The sequence below is a fragment of the Mycetocola lacteus genome, assembly GCF_003667575.1.
Taxonomy (GTDB): domain Bacteria; phylum Actinomycetota; class Actinomycetes; order Actinomycetales; family Microbacteriaceae; genus Mycetocola; species Mycetocola lacteus.
Window position 1 is genome coordinate 20178 of record NZ_RCUY01000016.1, and the last position, 19154, is coordinate 39331.

Annotated in this window: 13 protein-coding genes, 1 tRNA gene and 1 other RNA gene; 9 read left to right on the forward strand and 6 right to left on the reverse strand. The window is 65.9% G+C overall.

Translation table 11 applies throughout. The features are described 5' to 3' along the window. Positions 1-30: 30 nt before the first annotated feature. Genes D9V34_RS16795 through D9V34_RS16810 form a run of 4 tightly spaced genes read left to right on the forward strand, consistent with a single transcriptional unit; the run spans position 31 to position 3923 of the window. Positions 31-1110 carry a siderophore ABC transporter substrate-binding protein gene (locus D9V34_RS16795; protein ID WP_121689620.1) on the forward strand — a complete coding sequence of 360 codons (1080 nt, stop codon included), beginning with the start codon at positions 31-33 and terminating at the stop codon, positions 1108-1110. A 50-nt stretch (positions 1111-1160) separates the two neighbouring features. Further along, positions 1161-2111 (forward strand): ABC transporter permease, encoded by a 951-nt coding sequence (locus D9V34_RS16800; RefSeq protein ID WP_121689621.1) that lies wholly within the window; start codon positions 1161-1163, stop codon positions 2109-2111. Continuing rightward, a complete protein-coding gene (locus D9V34_RS16805) occupies positions 2104-3168 on the forward strand; it encodes an iron chelate uptake ABC transporter family permease subunit (protein ID WP_245992069.1) in 1065 nt (354 codons plus the stop codon). The genes D9V34_RS16800 and D9V34_RS16805 overlap by 8 nt, the downstream gene beginning before the upstream one ends. Further along, positions 3165-3923, forward strand: a complete 759-nt coding sequence (locus tag D9V34_RS16810) for an iron ABC transporter ATP-binding protein (protein ID WP_121689622.1) — start codon at positions 3165-3167, stop codon at positions 3921-3923. The genes D9V34_RS16805 and D9V34_RS16810 overlap by 4 nt, the downstream gene beginning before the upstream one ends. A 12-nt stretch (positions 3924-3935) precedes the next feature. Here D9V34_RS16810 and D9V34_RS16815 read toward each other — a convergent pair whose 3' ends face one another. Together D9V34_RS16815 and D9V34_RS16825 are read right to left on the reverse strand one after the other, a co-directional pair. After that, positions 3936-4481, reverse strand: a complete 546-nt coding sequence (locus D9V34_RS16815) for a hypothetical protein (RefSeq protein ID WP_121689623.1) — start codon at positions 4479-4481, stop codon at positions 3936-3938. Positions 4482-4776: 295 nt separating this feature from the next. Continuing rightward, entirely contained in the window at positions 4777-5250 is a 474-nt protein-coding gene (locus D9V34_RS16825; protein WP_121689624.1) for a DUF1801 domain-containing protein, read from the reverse strand. 80 nt (positions 5251-5330) lie between these two features. On the opposite strand from D9V34_RS16825, the gene D9V34_RS16830 reads away from it, so the two are divergent. Further along, the gene (locus tag D9V34_RS16830; protein ID WP_121689625.1) at positions 5331-5936 is read left to right on the forward strand and encodes a TetR/AcrR family transcriptional regulator; all 606 of its coding nucleotides are present in this window, start codon (positions 5331-5333) and stop codon (positions 5934-5936) included. Between the two features lie 82 nt (positions 5937-6018). Next, the gene (locus D9V34_RS16835) at positions 6019-7167 is read left to right on the forward strand and encodes an MFS transporter (protein ID WP_121689626.1); all 1149 of its coding nucleotides are present in this window, start codon (positions 6019-6021) and stop codon (positions 7165-7167) included. Between the two features lie 226 nt (positions 7168-7393). On the opposite strand, the gene D9V34_RS16840 is transcribed toward D9V34_RS16835, so the two are convergent. After that, positions 7394-7483 (reverse strand) — tRNA-Ser (locus tag D9V34_RS16840). 159 nt (positions 7484-7642) lie between these two features. Here D9V34_RS16840 and ffs point away from each other — a divergent pair. From ffs to D9V34_RS16855, 3 genes are all read left to right on the forward strand, one after another. Then, positions 7643-7739, forward strand: an RNA gene (ffs, locus tag D9V34_RS16845) — signal recognition particle sRNA small type. A 60-nt stretch (positions 7740-7799) separates the two neighbouring features. After that, a complete protein-coding gene (gene pta / locus D9V34_RS16850; protein ID WP_121689627.1) occupies positions 7800-9941 on the forward strand; it encodes a phosphate acetyltransferase in 2142 nt (713 codons plus the stop codon). An 8-nt stretch (positions 9942-9949) separates the two neighbouring features. Beyond that, positions 9950-11149 (forward strand): acetate/propionate family kinase, encoded by a 1200-nt coding sequence (locus D9V34_RS16855; RefSeq protein ID WP_121689628.1) that lies wholly within the window; start codon positions 9950-9952, stop codon positions 11147-11149. A gap of 62 nt (positions 11150-11211) precedes the next feature. Here D9V34_RS16855 and D9V34_RS16860 read toward each other — a convergent pair whose 3' ends face one another. The 3 genes from D9V34_RS16860 to D9V34_RS16870 all read right to left on the reverse strand — a co-directional run bounded on the left by D9V34_RS16860 (position 11212) and on the right by D9V34_RS16870 (position 18980). After that, on the reverse strand, positions 11212-12501 hold the full coding sequence (locus tag D9V34_RS16860; protein WP_245992070.1) for an HTTM domain-containing protein: 1290 nt from the start codon (positions 12499-12501) through the stop codon (positions 11212-11214). Continuing rightward, positions 12498-13208: a DUF5819 family protein gene (locus D9V34_RS16865; RefSeq protein ID WP_245992071.1), complete on the reverse strand. Its 711-nt coding sequence runs from the start codon at positions 13206-13208 to the stop codon at positions 12498-12500. The genes D9V34_RS16860 and D9V34_RS16865 overlap by 4 nt, the downstream gene beginning before the upstream one ends. Before the next feature lie 162 nt (positions 13209-13370). Further along, positions 13371-18980: a hypothetical protein gene (locus D9V34_RS16870; protein WP_121689630.1), complete on the reverse strand. Its 5610-nt coding sequence runs from the start codon at positions 18978-18980 to the stop codon at positions 13371-13373. Positions 18981-19154: the final 174 nt, after the last annotated feature.

Genomic DNA, 19154 nt, shown 5'->3' on the forward strand with positions numbered 1-19154 from the left:
AACATTAGGGAAGCCTAAACTAAATTCTGGATGAATAATCATCCGTACCGCAGACGAGGTGGGCGCACGGTGAGGCACTATTTGGCGTGCGCTCGGCTCGACGATTCGCTGGGAGACACCATCAATACGCACAGCACACGCACGGCCACGGCGCTTGCTACCGTGGCCATTTCCGCCGTGATCCTGACCGGCTGCTCGGCCACCTCCGGGGGAGCCGCGGAGGATTCCTCGGCTCCGGCGGCGAGCACCGTCACGATCGAAGACAACTTCGGCTCGATCGAGGTCCCGGTCAAACCCCAACGCGTTGTCGCCCTGGACAACACCGTCTTCAAAACCCTGAACGATTGGAACATCCCCCTGGTGGCCGCCCCCAAGGGGGTTATGGGAACGGCCTGGCCGAAGTATGTGGATGACGCGGCCGTGCTTGATATCGGCAACCATCGTGAGCCCGACCTGGAGAAGATCATCGAGGCCGAGCCTGACCTGGTGATCGGAGGCTATCGCTTCGGCAGCTTCTACGAGGAGATCAAGAAGATGGCCCCGAACACCATCGAGATCAACCCGCGCAAGGACCAGGATGTGATCGCCGAGCTCAAACGGCAGACGGACATTCTGGGCACTATCTTTGACCGCAAGGCCGACGCCCGAACGCTCACCGATGGCCTGGAGACGGCGATCACCGACGCGAAGAAATCCTATGACGGTTCGGGGACCGTGCTGGCGCTGATCGTCTCCGGAGGCAAGATCGGCTATGTGGCACCGGTGACCGGGCGCAGCCTGGGACTGCTGTATCCGACGCTGGGGTTGAAGCCCGCGATCGAGCAGGACGCCGAAAACACCTCCCACGGTGACGATCTCAGCGCCGAGGCAATCGCCGCCGCCAACCCCGACTGGATTGTGGTGCTGGACCGCGACGGCGGCTTTGGCGAGGAGGGCTATGTCCCCGCCAAGGATGTCCTGGAAAATGCCGAGGCGCTCAAGAATGTGCCGGCGATCCAGAAGTCGCAGGTGGTTTATGCGGATCCGTCCTTCTACTTGGACGAGGGTATCCAGTCCTACACTCAGCTTTTCGGCGACCTCGCCACCGCGTTCGCCGCGGCTAAGGCGTGACGCTGCCGCTGCCCGGCACGGCCTCGAGCCAGACCCCACCCCGTACCCGGATGCGGGTGCGGGGTGGGGTCTGGCTGGGTCTGGCCACCGCGGGGGTGGCCGGGCTCATCGCGCTATCGCTGAGTGTGGGCGTCTTTGACATCACCGGCGATAGTTTCGGGCCCGAAATGTTCTGGATTTCTCGGGTTCCGCGCACCGCGGCCCTGGTGCTTGCGGGTTCGGCGATGGCGGTATCGGGGCTGATCATGCAGATGATCACCCGCAACCGGTTTGTGGAACCCGGAACCACCGGTACCTCCGAGTGGGCGGCGCTGGGGTTGCTGGTGGTCACGCTCTGGGTTCCCCAGGCTTCCCTCGGCACCAGGATGGTGGTTGCCAGTGTGGCCGCGTTTGTGGGCGCGATGATTTTTCTGGCGATCCTGCAGCGTATCGCGTTGACCTCCTCGCTGATTGTGCCGCTGGTGGGGATCATGCTTGGGGCCGTGGTCTCGGCATTCACCACCTACCTGGCGCTCACCACCAACATGCTGCAGATGCTGGGTACCTGGTTTATGGGCAGTTTCACCGGGGTTGTGCGGGGACGCTATGAGGTGCTGTGGGTCGTGGGGGTGATCGTGATCATCGCCGTTCTGGTTGCCGATCGATTCACCGTCGCGGGCCTCGGCCGGGAGATCGCCACGAGTGTGGGGCTGAACTACCGGCGCACGCTGATCCTGGGCACCAGCCTCGTGGCGGTGTCCACCGGGGTGACCACCGTGGTGGTGGGGTTTTTGCCGTTTTTGGGGCTGATCGTACCCAATGTGGTGTCGATGATCCGCGGCGATAATCTGCGCTCAAACGTTCCCTGGGTGTGCCTGGGCGGGATCGCCATCGTGATGGTGTGTGACATCCTCGGCCGGGTGATTCGGATGCCGTTTGAGATCCCCGCCTCCATGATTCTCGGGGTACTGGGGGCCGCGGTGTTTATCGCGTTGGTGTTGGGGGTGCGTCGTCGTGGCTGAGCGCGAGGCTAACGACCGGATCGCCTCCGGTGCCGCGGGACCGAGCCACTCGTCCTCGCCGCGCGAGGCGAGCAGAGGTGCCACTGCGCGAGTGCCACGGATCTGGCTGCGCTTTGTGATCCTGGGTGCTGTGGCGGTTCTTGCCGCGGTGGGGGTGCTGTGCTGGGGGATCGCCCCCGCACCGGGCAGTCGTGGATTCTGGCTGGTTATGGAGCGGCGGGGGATCACGGTTGCCACGATGATCGTGGTGGCCGCGGCGCAATCGGTGGCGACGGTGCTGTTTCATACGGCCACCAGTAACCGGATTCTCACCCCGTCGATCATGGGGTTTGAGGCGCTGTACGTGGTCATGCAGACGGCCCTGGTCTTCTTCTGGGGTGCGCAGAGCCTGGCGGTAACCGACGGGCTGCTCAAGGTTGCGATCCAGAGTGTCCTGATGGTTGCCTTCGCGACCCTGCTCTACCGGTGGCTGTTCTCGGGCCGGTTGGGGAACCTTCACACGATGCTGCTGGTGGGGGTCATTCTGGGGATGGGGTTCGCCTCGGTTTCCACGTTTATGCAGCGGATGCTGACCCCGAGCGAGTTCGATGTGCTCTCAGCCCGACTGTTTGGCAACATGTCCAACTCCAATCCCGAGTACATCCCCTGGGCCACGCTGGTGATCGGGGCGGTGATCGTGTTTGTGTGGACCCGGCGGTACCGGTTGGACGTGCTGGCGCTCGGACGCGACACCGCAACCAACCTGGGACTCAACTTCCGCCGCGAGGTGACCGGGCTGCTCGTGATCACCGCGATCCTGATCTCCATCTCCACCACGATGGTGGGGCCGCTGACCTTCTTCGGATTTATCGTGGCGACCCTTGCTTATCAGCTCACCGGTTCATCCAGGCACGCGCTGGTCTTGCCATTTGCGTTTCTGCTGGGGCTGGTCACGCTGCTGGGCGGGTACTTCATCCTGCGCCATATTTTCTCCGCCGCCGGCGTGCTCTCGGTCATCATCGAGTTTGTGGGCGGGCTCTTTTTCCTGATCTATCTGCTGCGAAAGGGGCGTCTATGATCACGCTCACCAATGTGTCCAAAAGCTATGCGGGTAAGCGGGTGCTTGGCCCGATCTCGCTTGAGCTCCCGGCGGGCGGGATCACCGCGCTGGTGGGCCCGAACGGCGCGGGGAAATCCACGCTGCTGACGATCATGGGCAGACTGCTGGAACCCGACACCGGCACGATCGTGGTGGGGGAGGCCAACGTGGCCACCACCCCGAGCCGGGAGCTGGCGAAGGTGCTCTCAATCCTGCGGCAGGAGAACCACTTCATCACCCGGTTGACGGTCGCGCAGCTGGTGGCGTTTGGCCGGTTCCCACACTCGCGTGGCCGCCTCACGGCCGTGGATCATGCGCATGTGGAGAGCGCGCTGGAGTTTCTCAGCCTCACCGATCTGCGTGATCGGTTCCTGGATGAGCTCTCCGGTGGGCAGCGTCAGCGTGCGTATGTGGCGATGGTGCTGGCCCAGGACACCCGCTACATCCTGCTGGATGAGCCGCTCAACAACCTCGACATTCACCATGCGGTGGCGATGATGCGGCAGCTACGCCGGGCCGCCGATGAGCTGGGTAAGACCTTTGTGATCGTGATTCACGACATCAACTTTGCCTCGGCCTATGCCGACCGGATCGTCGCGCTGCGAGATGGTGAGCTGGTGACCGTGGGAACGCCCGAGGAAACCATGCGTGACGATGTGCTCGGGGCGCTGTTTGATACCGAGGTGCGGGTGCGCGGTGATGGCCCGTACCCGCTGGCCGTGTACTACCGCTAGTGTGTACGACCGCTAGGCCAGGCGGAACGGGCTTCGTTCGTACCAATACAGCAGGTCGGCATGGTTGCGCTGCATCTCATCCAGCGTGAAGGGATGGGTGGGCCGGGTGCATGCGCCGGGGAGTGCGGCGGCGAAGCGGTCGATCTTTCCACGGGACCAGTATTCGCCGCGCATCCGGCAGAACAGGCGGTCCTCGGTATCCAGGACAAACAGTTGCGGGGTGGGGCGGGAGGCGAGGGAACGGTGGAGGTCGAGAACCACGTGGCCGCCGATCCGCTCGGTGGGGAGGAACGTTACCCGGCCCAGGAAGCCGCGCTCGTGGAGGCCATCCGCATCGAGCCAGATGGTGGTGCGGGCATAGCGGATGCCTGCGAGCGCACCAAGCAGAAGGAGGCCCAGGTGCACGATGAGGACTGCCGTCAGCTCTCCCGAGCCTCCCGCGAGTCCGTAGAGCAGAATGAAAAACGGCAGCATCACCACGGCATACACCAGGTAGGCGCGCCAGAATGCCCGGCGGTCTGGGTGGCCCACGAGGGGCAGCGTGGCGTGCTCGGGCAAGGTTTCTCCGTTCTCTGCCCTCACCCTAGCGGGTTCGTGGGTCGCCTGGGAACCTCGGTTTAGCCCGCCTTGACCGCCTGCAGTGTGTAGCTCAGTGGGAGACGTTCGGGGTGTTCGGTGAGCGCCCACTCTCCGCCGTCGATAAGGTGCATGCGTCCGGGGATGGCTTCCCAGGGGACGCTGCGATGTTCCTCGAGGGCGGTCGGTCATGCGGGCCCCTTATTAGCTAGCGGATGCTCGATGGCCGAGCCTTCCAGGCTAGCGGGGACCCGGCATATCCGCGAGTGCGGAGATGTTATCTGGCGGGTGGAGCCGGGGGATCGAGTGGGGGTCTGCCCGAAGTGCCCGAGCTTTCGCGGGCGCGCTGGGTGAAGGTGCCCGCGGTAACGGCGGCAAAGGATCGGGCGAGGATGTCTTCGAGAACCGAGAGGTTGGTGCGGTCCAGGCGGGCAATGTACAGGCAGCCCACGCCGGTTTTATGCGGGCCGAGGCCGGCGAGTTCGGCTGCATACGTGTCGATCCCGTCGGGAAGATAGATCACGCTGGCACCGGCGCGGGGCGCAAATCCCGCGGCGGGTGCGGTCCCCGAGTGTCCGCTGGCATAGCGGTAGTGGTACTCGCCAAAGCCGATGATGCCCTTCCAGAGGGTCGGTTCCACACCGGTGATCTCGCGCAGCATCTCGATCAGGGTGAGGGCGTCCGCGCGCCGTCCGGCGTGGGTGACCGTCTCGATGCGCTCGGCGATCTCCGGGGGAAGGTGCAGCGTCATCGGGTTCCTCTCGTCCGGATGTCTGTCAGCCTACGCGACCTTTTTAAACTTTAAAGTACAAAATAGGATACGCTGGCCCCATGGGAAGACCGCGGACATTTAACGAGGACAGTGTGCTGGATGCGGCTGCCGGAGAATTCCGACGCCGAGGATTCGCCGATACCTCCACCGAGGAGCTGTGTGAGGCCACGGGCATGGGTCGAGGCAGCCTGTATAACGCATTTGTGTCAAAGGATGAGCTGTTTCGCCGCGCGCTTGATCGCTTTATCGCCGAAACCTACGCAGCCTCGGCGGAGATTATGGAGACCGAGGACACTTCGGCCTTCCGGCGCTTTGAACTTCTGCTGGATCGCGTGATTCAGGAGGAGGTGGATGCCGCCGCCTCGGGAGGCGCCGCCGGATGCATGGTGGTCGGGACGCTGCTGGCGCCGGATCTGCGTGCTCGCGATTCACACGTGGCCGAGTCGATCGCACGCGATGTAAACATGCGACGCAGGCTGCTGGCCTGGGCCGCATCGCAGGGGCACATCGACGGCTCCATCTCGGCCGATGTCGCCCCGAATGATGCCGCCTGGCTGGTGATTGGGCTGATCAACGGTATTCGGGTGAATGCTCAGGCCGGGGCTTCCGGTCCCGAGCTCGCGGCATCCGCACGACTGGGGTTGCGCGCGCTGAGCGCACGCTAGCGCCCGGGTCGCGAATTCCCTCGGGGTTACACCCGAGGTTTCCCATGCCCTCATTTTGTACTTTCGAATAAAAAAGGAATCTATGTCTCGTTCGATCTATCTCCTCGCGGTGGGCATCTTCGCCCTGGTGACGAGTGAGTTTGCCGTGAGCGGCCTCATGCCGCAGATGGCCGCGGGGCTGGATGTATCCGTGTCCCAGGTGGGCTATCTCGTCACCCTGTTCTCCCTTGCAATGTCTGTGGGCGGCCCAATTCTGGCGATCCTGCTGTATCGCTGGCGTCAAAAGAGTGCGCTGATGCTGCTCTTTGCCCTGTTTCTGGTGGGTAATGTGATCGCGGCTTGGGCACCCAACTATGCGGTGATGGCGGTGGCGAGGGTCGTGACGGGTGCCGCATCCGGTGCGTTTATGGGGGTCGCCGTAACCGTGGCGGGGGCGATGGTTGCCGAGCAGCTGCGTGGTCGTGCGGTGGGTATCGTGATGCAGGGCCTGATGCTGGGCACCGCGTTTGGTCTCCCGCTCGCCACCTGGATGGGCGGGCAGTGGGGATGGCGGGCGACCTTTATTGGCATCGGGGTGCTGACGCTGATCGTGGCGGTGGCCACCCTGATGATTGTTCCGGCGAGTGTGGGAGGCCGGGCGGCCGAGAGCCTTCTGGCGGGCCTGACCGTGTTCCGAAATCCGCGGCTCTGGGGAGTGATGGCGACCTCGACTCTCATCATTGGTGGCGCATTCGCCGCCTTCTCCTACTTCACCCCGATTCTGCAGGAACTGGCCGGGTTTGATCTGGCGATCATCCCGCTCCTCCTGCTCGGTTACGGCCTGGTTACCGTGCTCGGTACCGAGATCGTGTCGCGATTGGCCAGCCGGTATACGCTTCCGGTGCTGGTGATCGGGACCGGACTCAGTGCGCTCGCCCTGGTGGCCTTCGCGATCTGGGCCCAGGTTCCGGTGGTTGCCGTTGCGGCGATGCTGGTGGTTGGGTTGGCGGGGGTCACAATGAATCCGGCCATGACCGTGCGCGTGCAGGGGGTGGGTGGGCCCGGCGTCCTGGTGAATACCGCCCACCTCTCGATGATCACCCTCGGGGTCGTGATTGGGTCTGCAGCGGGCGGCATCGGGATCGATGCCTTCGGGCTCCGCGCCCCGCTCTGGCTGGGGGCAGGCATGGCGGCGCTCGCCGTGCTGGTGATGATTCGACCGCTGTTAGCGACCAAATCACGCCACTCCTGAGTGCTGCGGCGACACGGGCAGCTCGTGGACAAATTGTTTTCACGGTTGATATTCAGCAACCAAAAAACACGTCCAGCGCGCGGCCGGTGAGGCCTGCATCCACGGCGTGATCGTGGACCGCGGGGGAGTGGTCCGGATATCGCGCGAGCGGGAGTTCGGGGAACCGCCGCCGGCCGGAGTGACCCGATAAACGCGAAAATCCCCTGGCTAACCAGGGGATTTTCGATGGCGGAGAATGGGGGATTCGAACCCCCGAGGGCTGTAACACCCAACACGCTTTCCAAGCGTGCGCCATAGGCCACTAGGCGAATTCTCCAACTGCATTGCGCGAGGCAACGTGAACATCTTACCCAGAAGGTGGGCGCAGTTCCTAACTGAGCGCGTCGGGCGCGCCGGATCCGACAGTTCAGCATCGTTCAACACCCCCGGGCCTGTTGCCCAAATGTGATCCGGGATAAAATCGGGTAAGCTAACAGATGACTCCTCGCGTGGCGTCATCCAGGCCAACTCCCCCAGGACAGAAATGTAGCAAGGGTAACCAGGCTCTGGCGGGTGCGCGAGGGGTCGTTTGCTTTCCGGGGAGCTATCCGCCGCCCGGAAGGTAAGAGGAACACCCACCCGTACGGAGCGTAATGGCGCAGAGTATCTATATCACCGCGGCCGAAGGCCACACCGGAAAATCTACGGTTGCACTGGGGGTTCTCGACGCGCTGAGTCGGCGCGTACCCCGTGTCGGAATTTTCCGTCCAATCGTCCGCATCGATGAGGACAGCGATCGAGACTATGTACTCGAGCTGCTCGTCAACCACGAAAGCGTGTCGCTCGACTACGACGACTGCGTGGGTGTGACCTATGAGGACGTTCACCGCGACCCCGACGAGGCACTGGCCAATATCGTCGCCCGCTATAAGGCCGTCGAGGCTCTGTGCGACGCCGTTGTGGTGCTCGGCTCGGACTATACCGACGTTGCCGGCCCCGCCGAGTTTGGTTTCAACGCGCGCATCGCCGCGAACCTCGGTGTCCCGGTCCTGCTGGTCCTCGGTGGCCGCGAGGGCCCCGGCACCGGCGAGGAGCTCGGTCTGTCCGCCGCCCGTGAGCCCGATGACATGCGTCAGGTCATGGAGCAGGCCATCCAGGAGCTGCACAGCGAGCACGCCCACCTGCTGGCCGTGGTCGCCAACCGTGCCGAGGCCGCGCGCTCGGCCGAGATCGTCGAGGCGATCCAGAGTGCGCTGCCCGAAAACGAGGGTCCGCGCGTCCCGGTATGGGCCATTCCCGAGGACCCGTTCCTCGTCGCGCCCAGCATGCAGTCCATCCTGAACGCCGTGGACGGCACCATGATCTCCGGCGACAGCGCGCTGCTGCGTCGCGAGGCGCTCGGTGTGGTTCTCGCCGCGATGTCGATGGAAAACGTGCTGCCGCGGCTGACCGAGGGCGCCGTCGTGATGGTCCCCGGCGACCGCAGCGACGTGCTCCTGGCCGTGCTGCTCGCCCACGCCTCCGATAACTTCCCGTCGATCTCGGGCATCATCCTGAACGGCGGATTCGAGCTTCCAGAACCCGTGCAGCGCCTGCTGAACGGTTTGAAGTCGGTCACCCCGATCATCGCAACCGAGTACGGCAGCTATCAGACGGCCGTGCGGATCACCCGCACCCGAGGGCGTCTGGCCGCCGAATCTCCGCGGAAATACGACTCGGCGCTGGCCCTGTTTGAGCAGAACGTCGAGGTGGATCGTCTCCTCGACCTGCTGCAGGTTTCCACCACCGGCGTGGTGACCCCGCTGATGTTTGAGTACGGACTGATCGAGCGTGCCCGCCAGGCGCGCCGCCACATCGTGCTGCCCGAGGGCGGGGACGACCGCATTCTGCGTGCCGCCCACATCCTGCTGGCCCGCGAGGTGGCGCGGATCACCATTCTGGGTGAGCCGTTTGAGGTGCGCTCGCGCGCCATCGAACTGGGCCTGGACATTTCGCGCGCCGAGGTGCTCTCCCCGTTTGATCCGGTCCTCACCATGCGTTTTGCCGAGGAGTACGCGCGTCTGCGTGCCCACCGTGGCATGACCGTGGAAAAGGCCCGCGAGGTGGTCAACGACGTGTCCTACTTCGGCACGCTGATGGTCCACCTGGGCCTGGCCGACGGCATGGTCTCGGGTGCCGCGCACACCACCGCGCACACGATCCGTCCGGGCTTTGAGATCATCAAGACCCGTCCCGGTGTGAACGTGGTTTCCAGCGTGTTCCTGATGGCCTTGGCCGACCGGGTGCTGGTCTACGGTGACTGCGCCGTGATCCCCGACCCCGATTCGCCGCAGCTTGCGGACATCGCCATCTCCTCGGCCGAAACCGCGACCCAGTTCGGGGTCGAGCCGAAGATTGCGATGCTCTCCTACTCCACCGGAACCTCGGGTTCCGGCGCGGATGTGGAGAAGGTGCGTGCGGCCACCGAGCTGGTGCGGGAGCGTCGCCCCGACCTCGAGGTGGAGGGGCCGATTCAGTACGATGCCGCCGCCGATGCCGCGGTCGCCGCAGCCAAGCTGCCGGAGTCCAAGGTTGCCGGTCGGGCCACCGTGTTTGTGTTCCCGGACCTCAACACCGGTAACAACACCTATAAGGCCGTGCAGCGTTCTGCGGGCGCGGTCGCCATCGGACCGGTCCTGCAGGGACTGAACAAGCCGATTAACGATCTGTCCCGTGGGGCCCTGGTCCAGGACATTGTGAACACCGTAGCTATCACCGCCATTCAGGCGGGTGCCGCGGCCACGAACGAGCAGTAAGGAACACCATGTCCGCGGTTTTGGTAGTGAACTCCGGGTCCTCTTCGCTGAAGTATCAGCTGATTGAGATGACCGGCGAGCAGGTTCTCGCCTCCGGTTTGATCGAGCGGATCGGCGAGGACGTCGGGGTGGTCAACCACCGTAACGTCGAGGCCGACCCCGACAACCCGATCGTCTCCGAGGAGCCGATCAAGAACCACGTTGATGCCTTTGCGGTGATGCTGGCCCGGTTCGCCGAGCACGGCCCGTCGATGGAGGAGCACCCGGTGCTCGCCGTCGGTCATCGCGTGGTGCACGGCGGAAAGCGCTTCTTTGAGGCGACCCGGATCACCGATCTGGTGAAGATCAACATTCAGGATCTGGCCGAGCTGGCCCCGCTGCACAACCCGGCGAACCTCGACGGGATCGTCGCGGCCGAGCGAGCCTTCCCCAGCGTCCCGCACGTGGCGATCTTCGACACCGCGTTCCACGCAACCCTGCCCGAGAAGGCCTACCGGTATGCGATTGACCGCGAGCTGGCCGACCGCCACCGGGTACGTCGCTACGGGTTCCACGGCACCTCGCACCAGTACGTGTCGCGGGCCGCGGCCGAGTTCCTGGGTAAGGATGTGACCGAGCTCAACCAGATCATCCTGCACCTGGGAAACGGTGCCTCGGCCACCGCCGTGCGCGGCGGCGAATCCGTGGACACCTCGATGGGCTTCACCCCGCTGGAGGGCCTGGTCATGGGCACCCGCAGCGGTGACGTGGACCCCGCCGTCCTGGTGCACCTGCAGCGGGTTGCCGGCCTGTCGGCGGCCGATATCGACACCCTGCTCAACCGCAAGAGCGGTCTGCTGGGCCTGGCCGGTGCCGCCGATATGCGCGACCTGGAGGCCCGGGCGGCCGAGGGTGATGAGATTGCGATCACCGCACTGGATGTCTATAACCACCGCCTGCGTGGCTACGTGGGCAAGTACTACGTGGACCTCGGACGCGTGGACACGATCGTGTTTACCGCCGGTGTGGGCGAGAATAGCGCCCCGGTTCGGGCCCGTGCGCTCGCGGGTCTCGAGCGCCTGGGCATCAAGATTGATCCCACCCGCAACGAGGGCCGTGGCGGTCCGAAGATCATCTCCACCGATGACTCCGAGGTAACCGTGCTCGTGGTTCCGACCAACGAGGAACTGGAGATCGCCCGTCAGACCCTGGCGGCGATCGAGGGCTAACCCCTCACAAAACGCCGAGGCCGCGGAGGGGAAACCCTCCGCGGCCTCGGCGTTTTACCACCCTAGGACGCCGGTGCGGTACCGGACTTTGAGATTCGGGTGCTGCCCGATGCCCGGGTGCGCGGACGCGAGGCCAGCGTGGGGGTGGGCACAAGCTCGCGCTCCTCTTCCTCTGCCGGGGCATCCGTCTGTTCCGGGTTCCGATCGCCCTGCGGAGCCTTCTTGGCCGCAGCCCTGTCCGCGGGGACCGGCTTTGCAGTGGAACCGGAGGTTTCCGATTCGCGCGCGGTGTCGGGTCCCTCGACCTCGCTGCGGGCCTCACGGTAGCCGCCGTGAATGCGATCCAGGAGGCCCTTCCAGGTGCGGTCGCGGATGAAGATGAAGTCAATCGCGATCATCGTGAGCGAGAACCAGGGCAGACCCATGGTCACACCGATCCCGATGTGGAAGCTCATGATCGCGATCAGCGCGATGATCCGGGTCGGGCGGGTGAGCAGCATCAGCGGGAAGCACATCTGCATGATCATCGATCCCACCGTGAGGAAGGCCACCAGCGGTGCCCAGGTGGTGATCAGCTCGGTTAGGAACGGCCAGGTTCCAAACCGCTCGGTGGAGAGCGGGTTGTAAATGGCGTACCCGCCGGACCAGGGGGTTCCGCCGGCCTTATAGAGCGCGCCGGACACGTACACAAACGACACCTGCGCGGTCAGGATTACCAGCACCAGGTTGTGGAACAGGTTGCTGATCTCGCGCGGCAGGATCCGCGGAGTACCGTTCTTTCGGCGGCGGCGAGCATCCAGGGACCAGCGTCCCGAGACATCGGCAAACAGGAAGAAGAACAGGGCGATGCGGTACATGTTGTCACCCTGATCGCCAATCATGTCGTTGGCCTCGATGAAGCTGACCCACAGCACAAAGTAGATCGGCAGCACGATTTTGGTGCGCCAGCCCAGGATCACCAGGACCGCAAGCAGCATCAGCAGGACGTACAGCGCCGTGTAGGCCGCGTCGTTGGTGATCGCATTGTGGAACCAGCTGAAGATCCAGATCTTGGGGAAGTCGCTCTTGATGTTGGCGACCTCGTCGTTCCACACCGATCCCGAACCAAACGAGTACAGGCGGGTGCGGAAGTTAGTCAGCAGTAGGCCGAGGCCGGTGATGCCAAAAACGATGCGGGAGACGGCAATGCCGTAGCGGGCCTTTTTCGAATCCAGCAGCCAGGATTCGGCAAAGTTCCATCCGCGAACCGGCAGGGAAATCAGCAGCTTCCAGCCGTCACGGATCAGACCCGCAAGCATGGTGCCGATGGTGCGCAGCCACTGCTGCGGGCTCAGGCGAGTGTTCTCGCTCATTTGTTGATCCCCTCATACTGAGCGCGGAAGATGTCGCCGAAGGCCTGATCGGACTGGCCCTCCTTGGTCAGGTCGGCCCGCCAGCCGATATCGGCGATCTGGGCGGCGGGACGCTTGGCGTCGGGATTGTTTCGTTCGGCAAACGGGATGACGTTGGTTCGGCTCACCCGGAACTGCACCCGATCCGGGGTACCCCACAGCGCGGTGGCGACCTGGGTGGCGTAGGCGCGGGCCATCCGGTCCGCGAAGAGGTAGTTGTTGACGGCAGCGTTCTGGCCGCCTCCGCCGAGGGCCTCGCTCATCCGAGCCTCGGAGTCGTCGCCCTTGAAGTAGCCCAGGGCCACGATCTTGCGCTGCTCGTCGGTCAGCGCGTCGTAGCGTCCCTTGACGGTGCTGGCAAGCTCGCTGGACTGGATGCCCGCGCGCGGGGGAAACAGGTTGTTTTGGATCATTGAGAGCTCCACGGCGGTGGCATCCACCCAGTCGTGCAGCTCGGGTTCGCCACCATCCTTGGAGGTCCAGGCACGAACTTCAAACTTATAGTCGCCATTGATCGGCTCGGGAGCAAAGACGCTCCACGACTGGCCGAACATGGGGATCATGTAGCTGGTGAGCGCGTTGCCGGGGACAACATCGCGCAGGGGCGTGGGCGGGGCAATCCAGAGGAATGAGGCCAGGACGTGCCAGCCGGTGAAGAGAAGGGCCACAACGGTGACGATGCGGATACCAAGGGAACGGGGAGATCGAGTTTTTTTACCCATGGCTGGAAGCCTTTCGAGAAAACCTCGTGCCGACCGGGGGCCCCGGCCGGCACGAGGGGGAGAGCCGGTGCCGGGACACTCAGGGTGTCCCGGCACCGGCGGGGGAGACTAGTCGGAAACCTCCTGTTCCCGACGGTCACGGGTGCGCACCTGGTGGGTCAGCAGCGCGGCACCGAGCAGGAGCACGAGGGTCGCGCCACTGATCAGGAACCACGGTACGTCGTTACCGGTGCCCGGGAGCCAACCGCCAGAAACGGTGGTCGGCTTGCCCGATGCGGTGGAGCTACCGGCGTTTGCGGCGGTGGTGCCGTTCGCGCTGGTTCCGCTGGCCGTAGCGCTGGCGGAGGTGCCGCTGGCTGCGGATCCTCCGGCCGATGCGGCGCCGTTCGCCGCGGCTGCGGCGGTCGGTGCGTTCGCGGCTGCGCTACCGTTTGCTGCGGCCTGGGCCGAGGCGGTGGCGGTTGCCTGCGGGTCGGCTGCGGCGGTCGGTGCGTTCGCTCCGGTGTTGCCGTTAGCAGCGGCCGCCGAGGCGGACGTGCCGTTTGCAGAAGCCGCAGATGCGGACGTACCGTTGGCCGCGGCTGCGGCGGTCGGTGCGTTTGCTGCAGACGTTCCGTTTGCTGCGGCCTGAGCCGAGGCGGTTGCACCGGCCTGCGGGTCAGCAGCTGCGTCAACGCCGGCCTCCGGGTTGGCGGCTGCATTTGCGGTTGCACCGGCTTCGGGGGTACCCGAAGCGTCGGCGTTTCCACGCGAGCTTGCGGCTGGGTCGGATGCGGCCGAACCGGCAGCATCCGTGCTCGCATCCGCGATGGCTGCGGAGGAAGCCGCTGCCGATGCATCACCCTCGGCCGCCGCGTTGTTAGCCGCGTTGGCGTTTGAGGTGTTGTCGGCGTTGGCCGCGGCGACTGCTGCCGCGTTAGCCGCCGAGTTTGCATTCGGAGCAGCGTTTGCGGAGGCGTCCGAGGATGCCTGAGCGGTCGCGGCTGCCGATGCGGCGGCGTTGGCGTCGGCCTCTGCCGCTGCGGTTGCAGCGGAGGTGCTGTTGCCATCGGCTGCAGCCTGAGCTGCTGCCTGTGCGGCGGCGTTGTTGTCACCATCAGCGGTAGCCGATGCCGATGCCGAAGCGGCGGCGTTGGCGTTCACGTTGGCGTCAGCGGCGGTTGCAGCCTCGGCGGTTCCCTGAGTTGCGGCGTCCGCGTCCACGGCTGCCTCCGGGTTTGCTGCCGCATCCGCGGTGGCGGTGCCCTCGGGGGTACCCGACGCATCCACGTTACCGCGCGAGTCCGCTGCCGGGTTAGCACCGGGGTCGGCACTAGCCGTTCCCGAGGCGTCAGCAGTAGCGTCCGAGGTCGCGGTGGCGGTTGCTGCCGCGCCCGGGTCGGCGGTGGCCGTTCCGGTTGCGTCGGCGGTAGCGGTTGCCGCCGCGTTCGGGTCAGCCGCGGCGTTTGCGGTCGCGTTGGCATCCGCGGTCGGGCTGGCGCTGGCGTCGGCTCCCGCATCCGCGGTTGCGGTGGCGGTGGCGTTTGCGTCGGCGGTAGCGGTGGCTGCCGCCTGCGGGTCGGCTGCGGCGTTGGCATCTGCCGCCGCGTTTGCATCCGTCGCGGTGGTTGCGGTGGCTGCTGCCTCGGGGTCGGCCGTGGCCGTTCCGTTGGCGGCGGCATCGCTGGAGGCGTTGGTCGAGGCGGTGGCAATGGCGGCGGAGTTTGCCGCTGCCGATGCGTTGCCCTGAGCCGCTGCCGAGGCAGCACCGTTGGTGTTCGCGGTGTTGTCGCCGTTGGCGGCGGCAGCTGCGGACACGTTAGCCGACGAGTTCGCCGCGGTGGCCGAGGTTGCCGAGGCGTCCGAGGATGCCTGGGCGGTTGCGGCTGCCTGCGATGCGACGTTCGCGTTGGCGGTGGCTGCCGTGGTGCCGGCGGCGCTGTTGTCGCCGTTGGCCGCAGCCTGAGCTGCTGCCTGAGCGGCGGCGGTGTTGTCGCCGTTGGCGGATGCCGATGCTGCTGCCGAAGCGGCGGCGTTGGCGTTCACATCGGCGTCGGCGGTTGCGGTTGCCGCTGCGCCCGGGTCGGCGGTGGCCGTTCCGGTCGCGTCGGCGGTTGCGGTTGCGGTTGCGTTAGCCGCGGGGTCGGCGGTAGCCGTTCCGGTGGCTGCCGCATCGGCGGTTGCCGCGGTGTTCGGGTTAGCCGCCGCATCGGCGGTTGCTGCTGCCTGCGGGTCCGCTGCCGCGTTGGCACCGGCATCAGCCGTTGCGGTTGCGGTGGCGTTGGCATCCGCATCCGGGTTAGCCGCCGCGTTCGCTCCCGCATCCGCGGTGGCGGTTGCGTTGGCGTCGGTGGTTGCCGTGGCGGTGGCTGCTGCCTGCGGGTCGGCGGTAGCCGTTCCATTGGCGGCGGCATCGCTGGAGGCGTTGGTCGAGGCGGTGGCAATGGCGGCGGAGTTTGCCGCTGCCGATGCGTTGCCCTGAGCCGCTGCCGAGGCAGCACCGTTGGTGTTGGCGGTGTTATCGGCGTTGGCTGCTGCTTCCGCGGACACGTTGGCGGATGAGTTCGCCGCGGTGGTCGAGGTAGCCGAGGCATCCGAGGATGCCTGAGCGGTTGCAGCCGACTGCGCGGCGGCGGATGCGTCACCGTTGGCGGCGGCGGTAGCGCCGGAATTGCTGTCGCCGTCGGCCGCAGCCTGGGCCGCTGCCTGAGCACCGGCGTTGTTGTCACCATCGGCGGTGGCCGATGCCGATGCCGAAGCGGCGGCGTTGGCGTTCACGTTGGCGTCTGCGGTGGTGGCAGCATCGGCCGTGGCGGTTGCCGCTGCGCCCGGGTCGGCGGTGGCCGTTCCGGTTGCGTCGGCGGTTGCGGTGGCTGCCGCCTGCGGGTCGGCTGCCGCGTTCGGGTCAGCCGCCGCGTTGGCACCGGCATCAGCCGTTGCGGTGGCGTTGGCGTCCGCTGCCGGGTTGGCGTCCGCGTTCGCTCCCGCATCCGCGGTGGCGGTTGCGTTTGCGTCGGTGGTTGCCGTGGCGGTGGCTGCTGCCTGCGGGTCGGCGGTGGCCGTTCCGTTGGCGGCGGCGGTCGCGGACGCGTTCGCCGATGAGGTCGCCGTCGCGGCAGCCTGAGCGGCCGAGTTCGGGTTCGCATCGGCCGCGGCGGACGCGGTGCCGTTGGTGTCGGATGAGTTGTCAGCGTTCGACGCTGCCTGCGCGGACGCGATAGCGGCCGTGTCGGAGTTGGTCGAGGCGTTGTTTGACGCATCCGCGGTGGCGGCGGTCAGCGCGGCGGAGTTACCCGTCGCATCGGCTGCCGCGGAGGCGGTGCTGGTGGCATCCGCGAGTGCGGCCGCCTGGGCGGCTGCCTGAGCAACCGCGTTGTTGTTGCCGTCTGCGTTCGCCGAGGCCGAGGCGGATGCCGCGGCGTTGGTGTTCACGTTGGCATCCGCCGCCGTGTTAGCGGTTGCGGTTGCACCCGGGTCAGCCGCGGCATCTGCCGTGGCGGCAGCCTGCGGGTCGGCGGTTGCGGTTGCGTTGGCGTCGGTGGTTGCCGTGGCGGTTGCTGCTGCCTGCGGGTCGGCGGTGGCCGTTCCGTTGGCGGCGGCGTTGGTGGACGCGTCCGAGGACGAGCTCGCGTTGGCGGCTACCGAGGCGGCTGCTCCGGAGTTTCCGTTGGCGGCAGCCGAACCATTGGCGGCGCTGTCGCTGTTTCCGTTGGCGTCGGCAGCACCGACGGCCGAGGCGTTAGCCGACGAGTTCGCGGCGGTCGTCGAGTCGGCCGAGGCACCGGTGGATGCCTGGGCGTTCGCGGCGGACTGCGAAGCAGCGTTGGCGTTCGGGTTGGCTGCTGCCGACCCTGCCGCGGTGTTGTCGCCGTTGGCTGCGGCCTGAGCTGCTGCCTCTGCGCGGGCGGTGTTGTCGCCGTTGGCTGCTGCGGAGGCGGCGGCCGATGCCGATGCGTTCACGTTGGCATCCGCGGTGGCGGCTGCGTTGGTGTTGGCGGTGGCAGTGGGATCAGCCGCGGCGTTGGCATCCGCGGCCGCGTTGGCGTTAGCCGTTGCGTCGGCCCCACCGGGATCATCTGCGGCTACACGGACGCTCGAGGAGGCGAACCCGATCGAGGCCACGTTCCCCAGGATAGGAAGAAGGGAAACGCCCAGGGCCCGCACAGTACGCGAGTTGGTCCCCAAATCGCCGGTACCGTTGATCGGGGCAACAGTCGGCTGTTCGTTGAGACGAATAGCCACGACCTGGTTGAGGACACCACGCAGAATCGGGTCCAGCGCTGCGGTAACCGGAGTCACCAGCGCCTGAACCAGCGGGGTCAGCGCCGGACCGATAGCGGTGATCGTGGCACGAAGGGCCAGGCCCAGGGTGCCACTGAGCAGCGGGGCGATGCCACCCAGCACGGCGTTGATGATCGGCTGCAGGAGGGGGCCGATCGGAAGGATTCCGGCCAGAGCCAGAGAGGACACGTCAATGGTCAGAGGCGTGGGGTCCAGGCCACTCAGCTGCGCCAGCGAACCCTTGATCTTGATTCCTCCGGTGAGCGCACATCCGACGATCGGAACACACGCGCCCTGAACGTTCAGGGACAGGGTGACCGAAAGAGCGTTGATCGTTTCCAGAGTCAGCTCGGTTACCCGCTGCGTGATCCCGGCGATGGTGTTGGTGACACCGGTGACAATGGCGTTGATCACCGCAGCCGAGAGTAGCTCGGTGTTCGGGGGCAGGTTGTTGATGTCGCGGCCGTCCAAATCACGAACGAGCTTGGCGAGGTCAACGCTGATCGCGCCGGTCCCCACATTCAGTGTGACCGCCCCACTGGTAATTGGCTGGGCAATGAGCTTCTGCACAACCGTGGCACCCACGGTGTCCAAGCCTGCGATCTCTGCGGTCGGTTCGCCGACGACCCGAAGCACACCGACGTTCACCCCGGCGATGGTTCCCAGGTTGAGCGTATTGATGACAGTGGCGATCCCGGCGAGCAGATTGGTCACTGCGCCACCGGGGCCCACTAGTGAGTTCAGCGTGTTCGTCGTTGTCTGTACGGTGGTACCAATGGAGGTGGTTACGCCACCGACCAGCGGGCTACGCAGCTGCAGACCCAGCTGGCTCAGCGCGTACTGGCTCGACGTGGTGGCCGGGCCGGTAGCCTCGATCCGCGAGGCGAGGGCACCAATTTCCAGTCGCGCCTGGTCCAGAACCGTGTCGGTGAGACCGGTGACCTGGAGCTGGCTGAACAGTCGGTGCAGGTCAACGTAGGCCGGAGTCAGGGTGGAGCCATTGCCGCCGCTGACCGCCAGGCTCCCGTCGGCCTGGATCAGGCCGGAGGAGGCGATCGCATTGGTGGCGGACGGTGCCGAGGCAAAACCGCGCAGGGTTCCAAGCTGGCCCAGGTCAATGAGGCCGGTACCGGGTGGGCCAATCAGCGGAAGCTGAAGCGAACCTAGGCCGACGTTGATGGCACCGAGCGCCCCCACATTCAGGGCTTGGGTGTTGGCGGCCGGTGCCGACGGGTTACCCGCGACGGCTGTGCCGAGATCCGCAAGCGGAATCGCGGAGTTGAAGAGTCCGCTGCGCAGGAACTGGCCCTGCGCCTCGGAGGCATCATTGGGAAGCGCAACCGCTGCGTTCCCAATCGGGACCGCGATGAGCGCCCCTAGGGCAACCCCCGCGGTGGCTGTCAGGAGCCGGTTGCGCGATCGGCGCTTCTTCCAGCTCGGTGGTGCATTTGTTCTCATCGAAGAATCCCCTTATTCGGATGAACGGTGACGCACGCGTACCCGCGCACGTGCGGACAGGCTAGCAATCTGCAAATTGGGCGTCCAGGGGGTCCCCCGGGTGGGGGACCGGGTGAAAAAACGGGTGAAAAACCGCGAGATTATCGCGTGGTGATTAGGAAATGCGCGTGTCAC

Coding starts and splice junctions, on each gene's coding strand:
- D9V34_RS16795 (WP_121689620.1), top strand. CDS start 31: ATGAATAATCATCCGTACCGCAGACGAGGTGGGCGCACGGTGAGGCAC.
- D9V34_RS16800 (WP_121689621.1), top strand. CDS start 1,161: ATGCGGGTGCGGGGTGGGGTCTGGCTGGGTCTGGCCACCGCGGGGGTG.
- D9V34_RS16810 (WP_121689622.1), top strand. CDS start 3,165: ATGATCACGCTCACCAATGTGTCCAAAAGCTATGCGGGTAAGCGGGTG.
- D9V34_RS16825 (WP_121689624.1), bottom strand. CDS start 5,250: ATGACGCTGCACCTTCCCCCGGAGATCGCCGAGCGCATCGAGACGGTC.
- D9V34_RS16830 (WP_121689625.1), top strand. CDS start 5,331: ATGGGAAGACCGCGGACATTTAACGAGGACAGTGTGCTGGATGCGGCT.
- D9V34_RS16835 (WP_121689626.1), top strand. CDS start 6,019: ATGTCTCGTTCGATCTATCTCCTCGCGGTGGGCATCTTCGCCCTGGTG.
- pta (WP_121689627.1), top strand. CDS start 7,800: ATGGCGCAGAGTATCTATATCACCGCGGCCGAAGGCCACACCGGAAAA.
- D9V34_RS16855 (WP_121689628.1), top strand. CDS start 9,950: ATGTCCGCGGTTTTGGTAGTGAACTCCGGGTCCTCTTCGCTGAAGTAT.
- D9V34_RS16860 (WP_245992070.1), bottom strand. CDS start 12,501: ATGAGCGAGAACACTCGCCTGAGCCCGCAGCAGTGGCTGCGCACCATC.
- D9V34_RS16870 (WP_121689630.1), bottom strand. CDS start 18,980: ATGAGAACAAATGCACCACCGAGCTGGAAGAAGCGCCGATCGCGCAAC.